16 protein-coding genes are annotated in these 17,760 nt (G+C 52.6%); 15 read left to right on the forward strand and 1 reads right to left on the reverse strand.

Features of this window, described 5'->3' with window-relative positions:
• The first annotated feature begins 12 nt into the window (after positions 1 to 12).
• From B5E62_RS05555 to B5E62_RS05605, 11 genes are all read left to right on the forward strand, one after another.
• On the forward strand, positions 13 to 1,815 hold the full coding sequence (locus B5E62_RS05555) for a YARHG domain-containing protein (RefSeq protein WP_087173626.1): 1,803 nt from the start codon (positions 13 to 15) through the stop codon (positions 1,813 to 1,815).
• A 104-nt stretch (positions 1,816 to 1,919) separates the two neighbouring features.
• Positions 1,920 to 2,255 carry a nucleotidyltransferase domain-containing protein gene (locus B5E62_RS05560; protein ID WP_087173627.1) on the forward strand — a complete coding sequence of 112 codons (336 nt, stop codon included), beginning with the start codon at positions 1,920 to 1,922 and terminating at the stop codon, positions 2,253 to 2,255.
• A complete protein-coding gene (locus B5E62_RS05565; protein ID WP_087173628.1) occupies positions 2,248 to 2,655 on the forward strand; it encodes a HEPN domain-containing protein in 408 nt (135 codons plus the stop codon). The genes B5E62_RS05560 and B5E62_RS05565 overlap by 8 nt, the downstream gene beginning before the upstream one ends.
• A 579-nt stretch (positions 2,656 to 3,234) precedes the next feature.
• Positions 3,235 to 4,608: a PhoH family protein gene (locus B5E62_RS05570; protein WP_087173629.1), complete on the forward strand. Its 1,374-nt coding sequence runs from the start codon at positions 3,235 to 3,237 to the stop codon at positions 4,606 to 4,608.
• Positions 4,609 to 4,637: 29 nt separating this feature from the next.
• Positions 4,638 to 5,300, forward strand: a complete 663-nt coding sequence (locus B5E62_RS05575; RefSeq protein WP_242957726.1) for an HD domain-containing protein — start codon at positions 4,638 to 4,640, stop codon at positions 5,298 to 5,300.
• Positions 5,301 to 5,428: 128 nt separating this feature from the next.
• On the forward strand, positions 5,429 to 6,307 hold the full coding sequence (locus B5E62_RS05580; RefSeq protein WP_087173631.1) for a MurR/RpiR family transcriptional regulator: 879 nt from the start codon (positions 5,429 to 5,431) through the stop codon (positions 6,305 to 6,307).
• Positions 6,308 to 6,479: 172 nt separating this feature from the next.
• Positions 6,480 to 7,235, forward strand: a complete 756-nt coding sequence (locus tag B5E62_RS05585; RefSeq protein ID WP_087173672.1) for an ABC transporter ATP-binding protein — start codon at positions 6,480 to 6,482, stop codon at positions 7,233 to 7,235.
• An 11-nt stretch (positions 7,236 to 7,246) separates the two neighbouring features.
• Positions 7,247 to 9,922 (forward strand): extracellular solute-binding protein, encoded by a 2,676-nt coding sequence (locus tag B5E62_RS05590; protein WP_242957727.1) that lies wholly within the window; start codon positions 7,247 to 7,249, stop codon positions 9,920 to 9,922.
• A gap of 43 nt (positions 9,923 to 9,965) precedes the next feature.
• Positions 9,966 to 11,075, forward strand: a complete 1,110-nt coding sequence (gene phnW / locus B5E62_RS05595; protein ID WP_087173632.1) for a 2-aminoethylphosphonate--pyruvate transaminase — start codon at positions 9,966 to 9,968, stop codon at positions 11,073 to 11,075.
• A 57-nt stretch (positions 11,076 to 11,132) separates the two neighbouring features.
• On the forward strand, positions 11,133 to 11,900 hold the full coding sequence (gene phnX, locus B5E62_RS05600) for a phosphonoacetaldehyde hydrolase (RefSeq protein WP_087173633.1): 768 nt from the start codon (positions 11,133 to 11,135) through the stop codon (positions 11,898 to 11,900).
• A 129-nt stretch (positions 11,901 to 12,029) separates the two neighbouring features.
• A complete protein-coding gene (locus B5E62_RS05605; RefSeq protein WP_242957728.1) occupies positions 12,030 to 12,410 on the forward strand; it encodes a hypothetical protein in 381 nt (126 codons plus the stop codon).
• A 65-nt stretch (positions 12,411 to 12,475) separates the two neighbouring features.
• Here the strand turns inward: B5E62_RS05605 and B5E62_RS05610 are convergent, their stop codons facing one another.
• Complete coding sequence (locus B5E62_RS05610) at positions 12,476 to 13,702, reverse strand: 6-phosphofructokinase (RefSeq protein ID WP_087173635.1); 1,227 nt, start codon at positions 13,700 to 13,702, stop codon at positions 12,476 to 12,478.
• 186 nt (positions 13,703 to 13,888) lie between these two features.
• Here B5E62_RS05610 and B5E62_RS05615 point away from each other — a divergent pair, with 186 nt between their 5' ends.
• The 4 genes from B5E62_RS05615 to B5E62_RS05630 all read left to right on the forward strand — a co-directional run bounded on the left by B5E62_RS05615 (position 13,889) and on the right by B5E62_RS05630 (position 17,707).
• Positions 13,889 to 14,905, forward strand: a complete 1,017-nt coding sequence (locus B5E62_RS05615; protein ID WP_087173636.1) for a glycosyltransferase family 2 protein — start codon at positions 13,889 to 13,891, stop codon at positions 14,903 to 14,905.
• A 90-nt stretch (positions 14,906 to 14,995) separates the two neighbouring features.
• Complete coding sequence (locus B5E62_RS05620) at positions 14,996 to 15,610, forward strand: rubrerythrin family protein (RefSeq protein WP_087173637.1); 615 nt, start codon at positions 14,996 to 14,998, stop codon at positions 15,608 to 15,610.
• Positions 15,611 to 15,681: 71 nt separating this feature from the next.
• Positions 15,682 to 16,536: a S8 family serine peptidase gene (locus B5E62_RS05625; protein ID WP_087173638.1), complete on the forward strand. Its 855-nt coding sequence runs from the start codon at positions 15,682 to 15,684 to the stop codon at positions 16,534 to 16,536.
• A gap of 631 nt (positions 16,537 to 17,167) precedes the next feature.
• Positions 17,168 to 17,707, forward strand: coding sequence for a nitroreductase family protein (locus tag B5E62_RS05630; protein WP_242957729.1), 540 nt, complete (start codon positions 17,168 to 17,170; stop codon positions 17,705 to 17,707).
• Positions 17,708 to 17,760 lie beyond the last annotated feature (53 nt).

Here is a 17,760-nt window from a genome sequence, read left to right on the forward strand (position 1 = left end):
AAAGGGATTATTATGTACTGTAGAAATTGTGGAAAAGAACTTAAAGAGGAATGGGAGATATGTCCCTATTGTGGAAAAGCCGTAAACCGGTCAAATGATCCGGAGAAGAACGGCGAGGCGGTCTCTTCAAAGGAGAGTGTACAGACGGGCGAAGAGAAGGCGGACCTGACGTCTGGAAGCAAAAAGGTAACAGGAAGGCTTCTGATAAAGATTTTATCATTGGTGGCTGTCGTATGCTTTTTCTGTCCGCTGTATCTGTTCTCCTGTGCGGGAAGGGAACTGTTTACACTGAGCGGATTGGATATTACCTTTGGATTTGAATATATGTCGGAAGAAATGGAAGGCATACTTTCATTTGGCGCTCTTTTGCTCCTTCCGCTTATAGCGTTCCTTTTATCTTTCGGGAAAAAGAATACGGCAGAGGATAGTAAGAAGAGAAATTTAAAGCATTATATCGGCGCGGCCTGCTCATTTGCTGCCGTACTTCTGGCGCTCTACTTCTCAGCGACGCTCACAGGCAGTGCGGACGGTACGCCGCTGTCTGTCACAGTCGAGTTTGCAATGATCCTGCTCATTATGGCGAACCTCCTGGCAGCAGCGATCGCTTTCTATCAGATTTTCCTCTGTTCACCCAGGGAGAAAAACGGGAAACAGCTTTCTAAGGCCAGTGTTGGGATAAGGAGCGCTTTAAAGCTTGCAGGGCTGAGTATCCTTATTGCTGTTATCTGTCTTATCCCCACGGCAGCGACTCCCAGTGTGGATCCAGGGGAATACCTGGAGGAAACGGAGCCTGAGGAGGAGCCTGCAAACCTGGCAGATGTAGACATGGAGGACATGATCGGGGCTACGATGGAAGAGATGGAGGCATATGGATTTGATGATACAGGAATACTTGAAGATAGTCCTGTATCAATCGTATACGATGATAACGGAAAGGTCAGTGAGGTCATAATAGAAGGAGATGCAGACGAGGCTCCGTCTTTCCATGGCGTTACAATGGATATGGAAAAGGAGGAGGCGGATACTCTTCTTTCAGATACATATGATATATTACAGGACAGCGGAGATGTAGGATTTTCCAGGGTAAAATCTGAGACAAGAGAGTGCGTTACATGCGCATTGGAAGAAGGACTGGTAAAGCTGATAGAATACCGGACACTGACAGAGGAAGAGTATGCAGAAATGCAGGACGAGATCAATGCCTCCCTCTACATCTTTCCGGACAGCGATAAGCGCTATCTGACAGAAGACGAGGTGAGAGCCCTTGACGCCCACCAGCTTCTGCTTGGAAGAAACGAGATATTTGCCAGACACGGAAGAATGTTCGATATGCAGGAGCTTGCGGATTACTTTAACAGCCAGCCCTGGTATAACGGAACAATCCCTGCGGATCAGTTTGACTCGTCTGTCCTCAATGATCACGAACGCGCCAATGCAGACCTCATTAAGAGGATTGAGGATGAGAAAAACGGGACAGGCAGTGCTGCATTCGCAGGAAAGATGGGTGTGTACTGCAGCACAACTCAGCCGGGAGGAATAGAAACTGGAAGAGTGGAGGTGACAGATCTTGGAAATGGGTCTGTCCAGGTTGACCTGGGATGGCTGGGCGGAGCTGTCCTGCTGTCAGAGACAGCGCAGGTCCTTGACAGCAGCACCGCGGAATTTACGACATATGGAATTACTGTAACTTTGATATGGTCAGGAGATAGTAACCTGACTATGATTAGAAACGGCGGAAGCCTTGGCGACTCTTATCTTGACGAGATAACGGGTGGACTGAATTTTGTATGGGCGGCAGAATTTAATCAGAGATGACGGATGATGGTATAGCGGCGCAGGAAAAAGGATGGTAAAATAGCAGAAAACGAAGTATAATGATTAAAACAGAGTAGTTCCAGCATCATAAAGAAGGTGATAGCATGACGGAGAAAAAGATCAGAGAAGTTCTGGATAAATTTGCAGAGGAAGCAAAAAAGATATATGGGACAAAACTGGAAAGTCTTATATTATATGGCTCATGTGCACGAGGTGATTTTGAAAATGACAGTGATATAGATATTTTGATCCTGTTGAATGTTCCCTTAGAGAGTATCAATTCTGAAAGAAAACGTATTCTGGATATATCTGATAAACTTGACCTGGAGTATGATGTTGTATTAGCTCCTGTGGTCCAGAATTATGAACTGTATCAAAAATATATTTCAGTATCGGTATTCTATCAAAATGTGGAAAGAGAGGGTGTGAAGATTGCCTGATCACAATTCTTTACAGAAGGATTATGCAAAATATCGAATAGAGCGCGCAAGAGAAGATCTGGAGGCGGCTCATTTGCTTTATGATGCAGGCAATTACAGGATTGCAAATAACCGCGCCTATTATGCTATATTTCATGCTATGAGAGCAGTTCTTGTCTTTGATAATTTTGACTCCAGCAAGCACAGTGGGGTGATCGCGGAATTTAGACGAAGGTATATCAAAGAAGGCATATTTCCTATTGAGATATCAAAGATGATAGGTTCCGCATTTACAATCCGTAATGCTTCGGATTACGATGATATGTTTATTGCAAGTAAAAGTGAAACGGAAGAGCAGATAAACAACGCGGAATATGTATACAGAATTCTGTCAGAATATATCAGCCGTCAAACCATCTAGAAAAATATATTGAATAATGGCACAGGGAAGGAACTCTCTGTGCTTTTTTAGTGTGATCTGCTGAAAAAATACAGATACACCAGAAAAACCCCCTAAAACGGGAGGATGCCGGGTGACCGATTTCTCAGTCCCCGGCATGTATTATGAAAAAGTTTATTCCAATAGTATTTCTACTACGAAGCGTCTTGATTTATTTGATGGTTTTAGTATAAGGCAGAGCTGTGAAGAAATGGTGTTCAAGAAATGAAACTTTTTTAAATGATAAATGAACAAATTATGAACGAAGGAAATTTTACGTAGATTTTACAAGACCTTGATCTTGAGAAAAGGAAAGAACGATATACTGTAGGTAAAGCAATGTTGGGGCAAAAGCCCCCGGCTACGATGCCTGCGGATTGTTCCGTGCTGCGCACTCTCACAATCCTACCCGATATTCGCATATCGTGGGATATACATCCCACTTTTATGCTCATATCGGGGCGGGTCCCAAGGTCTTTCACCCACTTATGAGCAAGCTCATGTGGGCTTAGACCTTTTGCCCCTGGCATCGATAAATATGATCCGGAAAGGGGATACTCTATGGTAAAGATCTATGTGCTTGATACGAATGTCCTGATCCAGGCGCCCTATGCAGCCGAGTGCTTTGAGGACAACCAGGTGGTGCTGCCCATGGCTGTGCTGGAGGAGCTTGACCATCTGAAGAAAGCGGAGGGGGAGAGAGGCGTGAGCGCCAGGCGGGCTATCCGGTTCCTGGAGCAGCTCCGCCACAGGGGAGACCTGCTCGCCGGTGTACCGCTTCCCGGAGGGGGAAGCTGCCGGGTGGAGAGGAACTATGTGGATGTGAAGCTTCCGCCTGAGCTGTCCGAGGAGGTCATGGACAACCGGATACTGAAGGTATGCTTGGGCCTTAAGAACACCCGCGAGGAGCAGGTGGTACTTGTGACCAAGGACATCCTTCTTCGCATTAAGGCGCAGATCCTTGGGATATCCGCCGAGGACTTTACGACGGAGCAGGTGTTTGACAACGAAAACCAGTACAAGGGCAGGATCGAGGTGTACGTGCCTGAGGAGATCTTCAAGGATTTTAAGAAAAAGGGCATCCCGGCCCAGTGCGTGTACGTGACGGACGGGGAGGGAAACCGGTTTGCGCCGGAGCTCACAGAAAACCAGTTTGTCATACTGCGGGCGGACCAGTCCGTGAAAAAGACACATCTGGGAAGAGTGGAAAGCGGAGTCATCCGGAAGCTGGAGTACAAAAAGAGCGCACCCTACGGCATCCATCCGAGGAACGCGGGGCAGTATTTTCTCCAGGAGGCCCTCATGCAGCCGGCAAAGACGGCGCCTCTTGTCATCGTCAAGGGCATGGCGGGCACCAGCAAGACCTTCTACTCCCTGGCAGTGGGGCTTGAGAAGGTGCTGAACAATCCCACAGGGGAGTACAGGCGGATACTGGTGTGCAGGCCCAATGCGCAGTTCGACTCGGATATCGGCTTTCTGCCGGGGGATGAGCAGGAGAAGATTTCACCGCTGATGCGGCCCATCATCGACAACCTGGAGCAGCTGATCGACTCCAACGAGGAGGAGCGGTACGCGGATGAGGATGAGCTGAAGGGGAAGATAGAGGAAATCTTTGCCAGAGGTCTGATACAGACAGAGGCCATGAATTATATCAGAGGCCGGTCCATCATCAAGACCTACCTTATCATAGATGAGGCCCAGAACATGACGCCCAACCAGATAAAGGGCATCATCACCAGGGCGGGGAAGGATACCAAGATCATCCTCCTGGGCGACCCGGACCAGATAGACCGGCCCTTCCTGGACGAGAGGACCAACGGTCTCAGCTACGCCTCGGAGCACATGAAGGGCAGTCCCTTGTGCTGGCAGGTGACCATGACGGCGGAGGAGTGCGAGAGGTCCGAGCTGGCCATGGACGCCATCCGGCGATTGTAAGATACATAGAAATATTGGAGGAAAAGAGTTTGTCAGTCACATATAAACAGATCAGGAGTGATGAGGAGATAGGTCTCCTGATAGAGCAGGGAAACGGGATACTCAATGAGCTGGGATACACGGAGCATTCCAGGAAACACGCCGCTAAGGTGGCGGACACGGCGGGAAAGATATTAAAGGAGCTGGGCTATGGGAAGCACAAGATCGAGCTTGGCCGCATCGCGGGATATATGCACGACATCGGAAACAGCGTGAACCGGCATGACCATCCCCACAGCGGGGCGGTGCTTGCCTACCAGATATTAAAGGAAAGACAGATGCCCCTGGGGGACGCCATGACTGTGATGACAGCCATCGGCCACCACGATGAGGACACGGGGGCAGCGGTGGACGAGGTATCCGCGGCCCTGATCCTGGCGGACAAGACAGATGTGCGGAGGAATCGGGTGCAGAACCCGGTTCCCGCAAATTTTGACATTCACGACAGAGTGAACTATGCGGCTCTGTCTTCCGCACTGACGATAGATAAGGAAAAGAGAGTGATACGCATGGAGATCGAGCTGGACGATACCATGTGCACGGTGATGGATTACTTTGAGATATTTCTCCAGCGGATGATCATGTGCAGGAGGGCGGCGGAGCGGCTGGGATGCAAGTTCAAGCTGGTGGCCAACGGGAGCAAGCTGTGCTGATTGTATTTTTTTTCGTACAATCCGAAGATTGAGAAAAATATAACAAAAGGCGGACGGAGGGGCGGCATCCGGCGAGCCGGAAAAGGGAAGTAAAATCGTAGAGTTTCTACAGAGAGGAAAAAAGAAAAATGATGAGACAGAAGATACAGAACATCTATGCTGCTCTGCGGCCGTCAGAGCGCAAGGTGGCCGACTATATCCTATCCTATCAGGGAAAGGCGGGGGAGCTCCTCATCGAGGAGCTGGCGCGGGAGGCAAAGGTCAGCCAGCCCACGGTGGTGCGCTTTGCCAAGGCCGTGGGCTACAAGAGCTTCAGGGAGTTCAAATACGCCATGATGCAGGAGGAGATGCGGGAGAGGACAGAGGGAAGAGAGGAGGAGCTTGGGCTGTACGGCTTCCGCCTTTCAAGCAAGGACAGGCTGGAGGAGATACCGGGCAAGATCGTCACCACCTCCATCCAGATGCTGGAGGAGACGCTCAAGAGCATCCGCAAAAAGGAGTTTGAGCGGGCGGTTGACGCCATCCTGGCAGCGGACAACATTGTGATATACGGTGTGGAGAACTCCCTGTGCACAGTCAACGACCTGCTCACCAAGCTCACCTACCTGGGGCTGAACTGCAGGACCTACACGGATTACTATCTGCAGAATGTGAGCGCGGGCAATCTGACCAAGAAGGACCTGGCTATCGGGGTCTCCTACTCCGGATATTCCAGGAACACGGTGGAGGTGATGCGGGCGGCAAAGAAGGCGGGAGCCAGGACGCTGGTGCTGACCAATTTCGAGAACGCCCTTATCGCCAAGTATGCGGACATCCTGCTCTGTGCCAGCCACAGACAGTTCTTCTACGGGGATACGATCTTCTCCCGGATATCCCAGCTGGCGCTGGTGGATATGCTCTATGCGGGAGCGCTGAACCGGAACTATCCGGTCCTTTCCAAAAAGCTGAAAAAGACAAACGAGATCGTGACCCGGAGGGCGTACAGTGAAGAGGAAGAGGATTTGTAGAAAATCTACAAGCCTCTTTTTTGGTTTTACATTCCCTTAACAAAGAGTTCACTCTGATTTGATTGAAGGTGAAAAATGGGAGAACATATAATATGGGCGTGACATGAACGAAACCAGAGGACACCGGCACGAAAGAACAGGCGCCGCGGGAGAAGAAAGGAGTTTCAAGATCATGCTGGAACTGAAGAACATTAAGAAGTCATTTGACGGAAAGACCATACTGAACGACATCAGCCTGGATGTGCAGGACGGAGAGATCATTTCTATATTAGGGCCCTCCGGAAGCGGAAAGACTACCCTTCTGAACCTGATACTGGGCATCACGGAGGTGGATGGCGGAAAGCTCATCTACAACGGGGAGGATATGACAAATGTTCCTATGGAGCAGAGAGGATTTAACATCGTGTTCCAGGACTACGCCCTGTTCCCCAACCTGAACGCCTATCAGAATATTACATACGGACTGAAGAACAAGCCGGGGATCTCCACTCAGGAAGAGGTGGATGACCTGATCGAGCTCCTCGGACTGAAGGAGCATCTGGACAAGAAGATAGAACAGCTCTCCGGAGGACAGAAACAGAGGGTGGCTCTGGCCCGTACGATGGTCATGAAGCCGAAGATCCTCCTCTTGGATGAGCCCTTAAGCGCCCTGGACGGCGTGATCAAGGAGTCCATCAAGGACAGGATCAAGACCATCGCAAGAGAGTATCATCTGACGACCATCATCGTGACCCATGACCCCGAGGAGGCCCTGACTCTGTCTGACCGTGTCCTCATTATAAATGAAGGAAAGATTTCCCAGTACGGAAAGCCGGAGGAGATCATCAACAGGCCCAGCAATCCGTTTATAAAGGAATTTATCTTAAATCAGCTCGAGATCAAGAGAACCAACATCTTCACCCTGTTCCAGTGTGAAGCGACAGCATAGAGGGCGGACAGATGAAGAAAAAGATTGAGAGACTGATAAAATCCCAGATAGAGATAAAGATCATTTTCATAGCTGTGGCAGTCCTGTTCATCTGGTTCCTGGCAGCGCCCATCATCCTGCTGCTCTTAAAATCCTTCCAGAGCACGGGAGGGGATTTCTGGGTCCACTACGTGGACGTGTTCACGGAGAACGGCTTCTGGACCGCGGTGGGGAACAGCTTTAAATCGGCGGGATTGAGTGCTGTCGTCACCACGGTGCTTGCCTTTGTGCTTGCCTACACCGTACACTATACCAACCTTCCGAAGCCTCTGAAAAAGCTGATACACGGCGGTGCGGTGCTGCCCATGCTGCTGCCCACCATCACCTACGGCTTTGCCATCATCTACTCCTTCGGGAAGCAGGGGCTCATCACCCGGCTCCTGGGGCACCAGCTCTTTGACATCTACGGATTTGCAGGACTGCTGCTGGGCTATGTGATCTATACACTGCCCGTATCCTTCCTGCTGATACACAACACCATGGGATACATTGACAAGAAGTTCATGGTGGTCTCCCGCATCATGGGGGACAGGGGGACCAAGACCTTCTGGATCACCATCATACGGCCTCTGCTGGGAACCCTGGCAGCCTCCTTCGTACAGTGCTTTTTCCTGGCATTCACGGATTTCGGTATCCCGGCCTCCGTGGGCGGACAGTATGAGGTGGTGGCCTCCGTGCTTTACGACGAGATGCTGGGAAGCCTGCCCAACTTCAACAACGGTGCCGTGGTGGCTATGGTCATGCTGGTACCCTCCGTGGTAAGTATCCTCCTTCTCCACTATCTGGAGAGGTACAATGTCAGATACAACAAGATTTCTATCGTAGAGAACTTCAGGAACAGGGCCAGAGATATTGCCTGTGCCGTTTGCTGCGGCATCGTCCTGCTCATGATCGTCATCATCTTTGCTGTGGTGTTTATCGTGCCTTTTGTCAGCGAATGGCCCTACCAGATGACGTTTACAATGGACCATGTGCGGGATGTGTTCAGTGACAATGTGCTGGCCAGCGTGTTCAGGAACTCCCTTCTGGTGGCGGTGCTGACGGCTGTGATCGGTTCCATTGTGGCCTACGGCTCGGCGCTTGTGACTGCCAGGAGCAAGATCTCGCCCAAATGCAAGGGGATCATCGAGAGCATTGCCCTTGTGACCAACACCATCCCCGGTATGGTCATAGGTATCGCATTCCTCCTGATGTTCTCCGGGACATCCCTGCAGAACACCTTTGCGCTCATCATCATCTGTAACGTGGTGCACTATTTCTCCACCCCGTATCTGATGATGAAGAACTCACTGGAGAAGATGAATGCATCCTGGGAGACGACAGCCATGCTCATGGGTGATAACTGGATGAAGACGATCTTCCGCATCGTGACACCAAATGCGCTCCCGACGATCCTGGAGGTGTTCAGCTACTACTTCGTGAACGCTATGGTGACAGTCAGCGCAGTCATCTTCATTGCCGGAGCCAGGACCATGGTCATCACGACGAAGATCAAGGAGCTGCAGCATTTTGCGAAATTTAACGAGATTTTCGTGCTGTCCCTTTGCATCCTCTTCACAAACATAGTGGCAAAGCTCATTTTCCAGACAGTAGCTGCCTACAGAAGGAGCGCGGCAAAGAGAGCAAGTACACCCAAAAAGCCTGCCGGGAAGCTGGCGAGAGCGGCGGCTGTCTGCGTGGCCCTGGTCCTGGTGGCCGGCACCGGGTATGTGGTGGCCGGCTCCGGCAAGGACGGCTCCAACCATACGGACCAGGTAGTCATCTACTCCAACGCAGATGACGAGGCGGTGGCTGCCATGAAGAGTGCCCTGGACGGGAACGGATATGAGGGACAATATATATTTCAGACCTTCGGGACCTCTGAGCTGGGAGGAAAGCTCCTGGCAGAGGGGGCAGATATAGAGGCGGACCTTGTGACTATGAGCTCCTTTTACCTGGACAGCGCCCAGGAGGCAAATGAGATGTTCCAGGAGATCACATTTGATGGCCCCACGCTGGAGGAGACTCCTTCCTTCTACAGGCCCATCACATCCCAGGAGGGGGCTGTCATTTACAATACGCAGGCCCTTGAGGACGCGGGGCTGCCTGTTCCGGACAGCATCGCAGACCTGGCGGACCCTGTCTATAAGGACCAGATTTCCGTGACGGATATCAAGAGCTCTTCCACAGCCTGGCTCCTGATACAGGCAGTGGTCAGTGAGTACGGAGAGGACGGGGCGGCAGAGGTGCTCTCCGGTATCTACGAGAACGCAGGCCCCCACATTGAGGATTCCGGGTCCGGCCCCATCAAGAAGGTGCGATCCGGGGAGGTGGCCCTGGGATTTGGCCTGAGACACCAGGCAGTGGCGGACAAGAACGAGGGCATGCCTATTGACTATGTGGATCCGACAGAGGGCAATTTCTCCCTCACGGAGTCGGTGGCTGCTGTGGATAAAGGGGAAAACTCCAATGACCTTGCCATGGAGATGGCGGAGTGCATCATAAAGAACGGCCGGGAGGAGCTGCAGAAGACCTATCCCAACGCCCTCTACGAGGGGGAGACGACGGACGAGGCAAACCAGTCCGCCTATCCGAAGAAGTTCCCTGAGCCGCTGACCGCCCAGCTCCTTGAGGAGCACCAGAAGCTCTCCGAGAGCTGTATGCCGTAAGGCACTAAACTTATAAAAAACTATGCGAGAGAGGTAATAAGAAATGGTAAACTATAAACTGCTCACACCGGGACCGCTTACGACAACGGACACTGTAAAGAGAGAGATGCTGGCAGACCACTGCACATGGGACGACGACTACAAGCAGATCACACAGAAGATACGCAGGGAGCTCCTTGAGCTTGCCCACGTGTCTGAGAAGGATTACACGGTCGTGCTCATGCAGGGCAGCGGCAGCTTTGGCGTGGAGTCCGTCATCACCAGCGTGGTGGGGGACGATGAGAAGCTCCTGATCGTGGCCAACGGCGCCTACGGGGAGAGGATGGTGGATATCGCAGAGCACGCCCGGATCAGCTACGCCCTCTACGAGGAGGAGTACGATAAGATACCTTCGGCGGAGAGGGTAGAGAAGCTGTTGGAGGAGGACCCGGCCATCACCCACGTGGCCATGGTCCACTCAGAGACCACCTCCGGCATCCTCAACGATATTGCCTCCGTGGCAGAGGTGGTGAAGGCGGCCGGAAAGACCATGATCGTGGATGCCATGTCCAGCTTTGGGGGCGTGGATATTGAGGTCGGGAAGCTGGGTATTGACTTTATCATCAGCAGCGCCAACAAGTGCATCCAGGGAGTGCCCGGATTTTCCTTTATCATCTGCAACAGGCAGAAGCTGATGGAGAGCGCGGGAAAGGCCAGAAGCCTGTCTCTTGACCTCTATGACCAGTGGAAGACGATGGAAAAGGATGGAAAGTGGAGATTTACCTCTCCTACGCACACAGTGCTTGCCTTTGCGAAGGCCATGGAGGAGCTGAAGGAGGAGGGCGGGATCCCCGCCAGGTCAAAGAGGTACTATGACAACAATCGTCTGCTGATACGCAAGATGAAGGAGATGGGCATTCAGGCCTACATCGGAGAGGAGCACCAGGGCCCTATCATCACCACCTTCTTCTATCCGGAGCACCACAATTTCTCCTTCCAGGAGATGTACGAGTTCATCAAGGAGAGAGGCTACGCCATCTACCCCGGCAAGGTGACAGACGCGGACACCTTCCGCATCGGCAATATCGGGGAGATATACGAGGAGGACATTTTGAAGCTGTGTGACATCTTTGAGGAGTTCTTTGCCCGGATGAAGGAAAAGAAAGCAAGCTAAAAGAAGAAAAAGAAATAAAAAAATATACAAAGTCAGGTAATGCGGAGGAGAACGCAAATGAGCAGGATAGAAGCGGTGATCTTTGACTGGGCGGGCACGACTGTCGATTACGGGTGCTTTGCCCCGGTCCAGGTCTTTACAGAGGTGTTTAAAAACGCGGGCGTGGAGCCCACCATGGAGGAGGTGCGGGAGCCCATGGGCATGCTGAAGTGGGACCACATAAGGACCATGCTGGAGATGCCCAGGATCAGATCGGCCTGGAAGGAGCTGTACGGGAGGGAGCCCGAGGACGAGGACGCGGACAAGCTGTACGAGAGCTATGAGCCCTCTCTTCTGAAGATACTGGACCAGTACTCGGACCCCAAACCCTATGTGCTGGAGACAGTGCAGGCCTTGAGGGATAAGGGGATCAAGATTGGGTCCACCACAGGCTACACGGATGTGATGATGGGCATTGTGGTCCCCAGAGCAAGGGAGCTGGGATATGAGCCGGACTGCTGGTTCAGCCCCGACTCCACCGGCGGCATGGGCCGCCCTCATCCCTACATGATATTCAGGAACATGGAGGAGCTGAAGGTGAGTGCTGTGGACAGGGTAATAAAGGCGGGAGATACCATCTCTGACATCAGGGAGGGAAAGAACGCCGGCGTCTTTACCATCGGTATCCTGGAGGGAAGCTCCCTCCTGGGACTGTCCAGGGAGGAGTATGAGTCTCTCCCTGAGGCGGAGAAGGAGAAGCTCCTGAAGGAGGGAGAGGAAAAGTACAGGGCCGCGGGGGCGGACGCCGTGGTGAGAGATATCCGGGGCATCCTGGAGTACATATGATGCCAGGGTCAAAAGGTTATCATATATGATAAAAAGGCGGGCAGAGGTTTTATCCTGCCTGCCTGGGATCTGGGACCGGAGCTGACGCGGCCGGCCAGGGGCCTGAAGCTGTGGCTCACGCTCCAGACTATGGGGACAGAGGAGATGGGGCGTGTGGTGGACCACGGCTGCGAGCTGGCAGAGCTGGCGGCGGGGCTCATCAGGAATGCGCCGGAGTGGGAGCTTCTGTCCGGTCCCTGGCTGGGGATCGTGAACTTCCGCTACAGGGCGGACGGCTCCCTGACTGAGGCGGAACTGGACGAGACCAACCAGGAGATATCCGTGGAGATGACCGGTAGCGGCTTCGCCCAGGTCTTTACGACAGAGCTGACAGGGAAGAAGGTGCTGCGCATGTGCATCGTTAACCCGGAGACGACAGAGGAGGATGTACGCCGGACCATTGGGAAGATGATGAAAGCAGAGGCCGTCTTGGAGCGGGACAGAGCCAGAAAGAAAAGCAGGACAGCGTAGCCGTAAAGCTATGCTGTCCTGCTTTTCTTTCATACATGTCTTCGGTTCCTTCTTTTGTTCCCTGTCTACGCCTTGCGGTAGGCGAAGAGCGGGATGCCGTTCTTTGTGGGAAGCTCCACATGGCCCTGGGTCAGGGGCCGTACATAGTCGACGAAGGCGTCGCTGATGTCGGAGCCGTCATTAATGATCCATTCGAGAGGGACACATTTTTCTTTATTGCAGATGATATTCACGTCTGCCGTGCTGTAAGAGAGCTCGTAGGGCACACTTTTGTTTCTTATGAAAGTGATCATTTTCCCGCTCTCCCCGGCGAGGGCGGCCTGCACGGCGTATACGCCCGCATTGACAGCCTCGTCCAGGTCCACCCGGGACAGATGTGAGCAGGAGCACCTCTGGCAGACGTTCAGTTCTACCGAGCGGACTTTGACGCCCAGCCGCTCCTTTACCAGGTTCTCCAGATACTTTCCGGAGCCGGTGAGCATCTTGTGACCGAAGGTGTCCGTCCCCACCTCGCTGGCGTACTCGCAGATGAAGGTGCCCTTTCCGTCGTTGATGCCCTCGGAGATGCAGACAACCAGATTGGGGGTCGTCTCCAGGGAGGTCCGCACCTTCTCTATGAAGGCGTCCTGGTCAAAGGCAACCTCCGGCAGGTAGATGAGCACCGGATTGTCCCCCTTGAATTTTCTGGCCAGCATGCTGGCGGCTGTCAGCCATCCGGCATGGCGGCCCATGATCTCCACGATGGTGACTGACTGTTTGTTGTCATACACGGAAGCGTCGATGGCTATCTCGCGGACAGTGGTGGCCACATACTTGGCAGCGCTCCCGTATCCCGGCGTGTGGTCGGTCTCCACCAGGTCGTTGTCAATGGTCTTGGGAACGCCGATAAAGCGGATGGTGCTGTTCATGAATCCGGCATACCGGGACAGCTTGCTCACTGTATCCATGGAGTCGTTCCCCCCGATGTAGAAAAAGTAGCCGATATCCAGCTCCTCAAAGCGGCGGAACAGCTCCGGGTACACCGGGTCGTGCAGGTCCTCCGGCAGCTTGTAGCGGCAGGAGCCGAGGTAGGCGCCCGGCGTGGTGCGCACAAGCTCCAGCTCGTTGGTCTTGTCCAGGGCGCCAAGGTCCATGTAGTGCCCCTGGAGAAATCCTTCTATCCCGTTGACCATGCCGTACACAGTGCCTATCTGTGCTGTCTTTTTTACTCCCTCGGACACAACGCCGTAGAGGCTCCCGTTGATGACTGCGGTGGGACCTCCGGACTGTCCCACGATGATATTTTTCTTCATGTTCTCTCCTCCAAGCTTTTGTTCAGCGGACGGGGCTCTCCAGAGATTGGCGGCCCGCCGCACTTATATACATAACTATACCGGAAAACCTTTCCTTTTACAATTGTGTGATGAAGATTTTGCAAAGTTTAAGTTGGAAAAAAGGGAGGAATACTATATACTATAATGGTCAGGAGGAAGAAAATCATGAAGTACATTTCGTTTGCGATCCCGTGCTATAATTCTCAGGATTACATGGCGCATGCGATCGAGAGCATCCTCCCGGGAGGGGAGGACGTGGAGATCATCATTGTAAATGACGGATCCAGCGATGACACATCAAAGATAGGACATGAGTACGCAGAGAAATATCCGGATATTGTCAAGGTGGTCGACAAAGAAAACGGCGGACACGGAGACGCGGTAAACTGCGGCCTTGCCAACGCGACAGGAAAATATTTTAAGGTCGTGGACAGCGACGACTGGGTGAAGGAGGAGTCCCTCCACAATATCCTGCAGGTCCTCAGAAGATTTGAGGACGAGGGGGAGGAGGTGGATATGCTCATCGCCAACTACGTGTACGAGAAGGAGGGGGTGGACAACAAAAAGTGCATCCACTACAGAAATGTGCTGCCCCAGGATGAGATATTCCACTGGACGGATATCGGCCATTTCCATCTGGACCAGTATATCCTCATGCACTCCGTGATCTACCGGACAGAGCTCCTGCTCCTGTGCCAGCTCAGGCTGCCGAAGCACACTTTCTATGTGGATAATATTTATGTATATTATCCTCTGCCCCATGTGAGAAAGCTCTACTATATGGATGAGGATTTCTACCGTTACTATATCGGGCGTGAGGACCAGTCGGTCAACGAGAAGGTGATGATACGGCGGCTGGACCAGCAGATCTTTGTGACGAAGAAGATGATCGACATGTACCAGATGAAGGAGATAACCAACAAGAAGCTTAAGAGATACATGGTCAACTACCTGGCCATTATGATGACGGTCTCCTCTATCCTGTGTATCCGGTCCAAGGAGAAGGAGAATCTGGATAAGAAAAAAGAGCTCTGGCTGTATCTGAGGAAGAAGGACGCCAGGACCTACCTGAAGATCCGCTACGGCATACTGGGACAGACCATGAACCTGCCGGGGAGGTCCGGCAGGAAGATATCTTCCCTGGCCTATCTGGTGGCCAGAAGGCTGATCGGCTTCCAGTAGGGACAGCCGGGCCGGAGAAGCGTGGGATACCAGGTATAAAATAACTGCCATGGTACATACTCTATGTAAAAAGATAAAGGAGTATGTATCATGGCAGTTGATTTTTGCAAGAGCAGGACAAAGGAAAATCTGATGAAGGCGTTTGCGGGGGAGAGCCAGGCAAGGAACAGGTACACCATCGCGGCGGAGATGGCCATGGAGCACCACATGTACTCGGTGGGACAGATCTTTCTCTTCACCGCGGACCAGGAGAGGGCTCATGCCCAGCGCTACTATGAGCTGCTGAAGGAGGCCGCGGGGGAGACCATAGAAATCTGCGGCGGGTTTCCCGCGGATACTTTTGACTCCCTGACAGACCTCCTGCGGGCGGCGGAGCACAACGAGACGGAGGAGTATAAAGACGTGTACCGCTCCTTCGGCGACCAGGCGAAGGAGGAGGGCTTTCTGGAGGCGGCCTCTGCCTTTTACCAGATCGCCGAGGTGGAGAAGACCCATGCGAAGCGTTTCGGGAAAATGCGGGAGCTGATGGAGACGAACACCTACTTTGAGCTGGCGAAGGAGGGGGCCTGGATGTGCCTCAACTGCGGCCACATCCACCGCGGGACAAAGGCGCCGGAGGTGTGTCCTCTGTGCAGGCACGAGAAGGGCTTCTTCGTACCCCTGTCGCTGGCTCCCTACACGGATGGCAGTATCGAGTCCATGTAAACAGGCGGCATGATGCTGACGCGCGGGACAGGGATCGAGGAAAAGAAATCAGTGGAAGGAAGTGAGAGCAGATGGCGGGACAGAAGATAGAAAATCTTTTGAATCTGGCCCTGGACACCACGCAGGAGGAGAGGGAAAAGTCCCTGGAGCTGGACGTTGGGTACGATCCCATCGAGAGGGAGTGGGATGTGATCGTAAAATATTCCGGCAGCCTGGACAATATAAGAGCGCTGGCATCCGGAGTGACGGAGCTCCTCAATGAGTATGCCATTGTTACCGTGACGGAGTCCCGGCTGGCCGGCCTGGCTGCGCTGACAGAGGTGGAATACATCGAAAAGCCAAAGCGGCTGTTCTTTCAGACTGCCGACGCAAGGCGCGTGTCCTGTATAGATACGGTGCAGGACACGCGCCTCTCTCTTTTTGGACAGGGGATACTGGTGGCTGTCATAGACTCCGGGATCGACTATATGCTGCCGGATTTCCGGGATGAGGAGGGACGGACCCGCATCCTCTCCCTGTGGGACCAGTCGGCGGCGCCCCGGCAGGACCGGGGGGAGGGCCCCCCGCCGGGGTATGCCCTGGGAACAGAGTATGCCCGGGAGCAGATCAACGAGGCCATAGCTGCTCCCGGGGAGGAGGAGAGAAGAGCTATCGTTCCCAGCATGGACACCTCCGGGCACGGCACCTCCGTGGCCGCTATCGCAGCGGGAAACGGGGGTGGGGAGAGCCGCTACAGGGGCGTGGCACCCCGCAGCAGCCTGCTTGTCGTAAAGCTGGGCGTATCCAGAGAGGAGGGGTTTCCCAGGACAACAGAGCTGATGGCGGGCATAGACTACGTGGTGAGGAGGTCTCTGGAATACCGGATGCCCCTGGCCGTAAATGTCAGCTTTGGGAACACATACGGGGCCCATGAACCTTATAATTAAGGGAAGAATAAAGAAAACACTGATATTTCCTGCGTTTGTAGGCTGTATCAGTGTTTTACTTTTCCCGGTTATGAGAAGATGTTCTGGCTTTATAATACTCAGTGAGGATCATGTTGATCTGTTGAGATCGTGTGCGGTAATTTTCTTTCGCATCTTTGTCAATCTCAGCAGCAAGCTCTCTGGATAGAGTGGTATAAACCTGGATGTTATTGGAACTGATAGCCATATGTATACCTCCATATTTGTTTTTACAAATCTATTCTATAAAGTTTATGATGTTGGAACAACGCAATCTAAGTGTATTGGATCGTAAAAATTTATTCTTTATGAAAAGCAGTTTATCACAGAAATGCGAAGGTTTCAACTTACTAAAATTTGAGCACCGATTGTTACGAGTCGGCGAATGTCTACTGTTATGTTGCCTTTTATTCAAATCATTATCGGAAAAACAAAATCAAGGCGCCACAATTCCGTAATGATTGATGCTTGACAGTCTCCTGAAAGAACGCTATAATAATGAGCGTAAAATTTGAGTGGACTTTTCCGGATTCGGTCATCTTTTTGCCACACAGCTATCTTATGATAGTTATGTGGTTTTTTTTGATGCCTACATTCCGGAAATGTTGACAGAATGGAGGATGATTTTTGTATGGAAAACAATTTCTTGTCTCTGATCAAGACGCGCCGCAGCGTAAGGGCCTATAAAGCGGAACCGGTCCCTCCCGAGGCGTTGGACGCTGTACTGGAAGCGGGAACTTACGCGCCTACCGGTGGCGGACGTCAATCCCCCACCATTATCGCCATTACAGACCCCAAATATAGACAGGAGATCGCAAAGTTAAACGCCGAAGTGATGGGGAGCAGCACAGACCCCTACTATGGCGCGCCTGTCGTGGTTTTGGTTTTGGCAGATGGCGGTGCAAGCACCTTTGTGGAGGACGGAAGCTGCGTCCTTGAAAATATGATGCTGGCCGCCCATGCCCTTGGCCTTGGAACCGTATGGGTACATCGAGAACGTGAGATTTTTGACAGCGAAAAAGGCAAGGCTCTCCTGCGGGAGTGGAAGCTGCCGGAAACCTTGTGCGGCGTCGGGGCGATTGCATTGGGTTATCCAGCCCAGGAAGCCGGTCAACCCGCAGCACGCAAACAAAACTATATTGTTCGGATTTAATGTCCTGCTGTCCGGCGCAATGTTTTTGCGCCGGATACTTTGTGGAGAGGAGG

The sequence above is a fragment of the Lachnoclostridium sp. An118 genome (assembly GCF_002160985.1).
Lineage (GTDB): Bacteria > Bacillota > Clostridia > Lachnospirales > Lachnospiraceae > Claveliimonas > Claveliimonas stercoravium.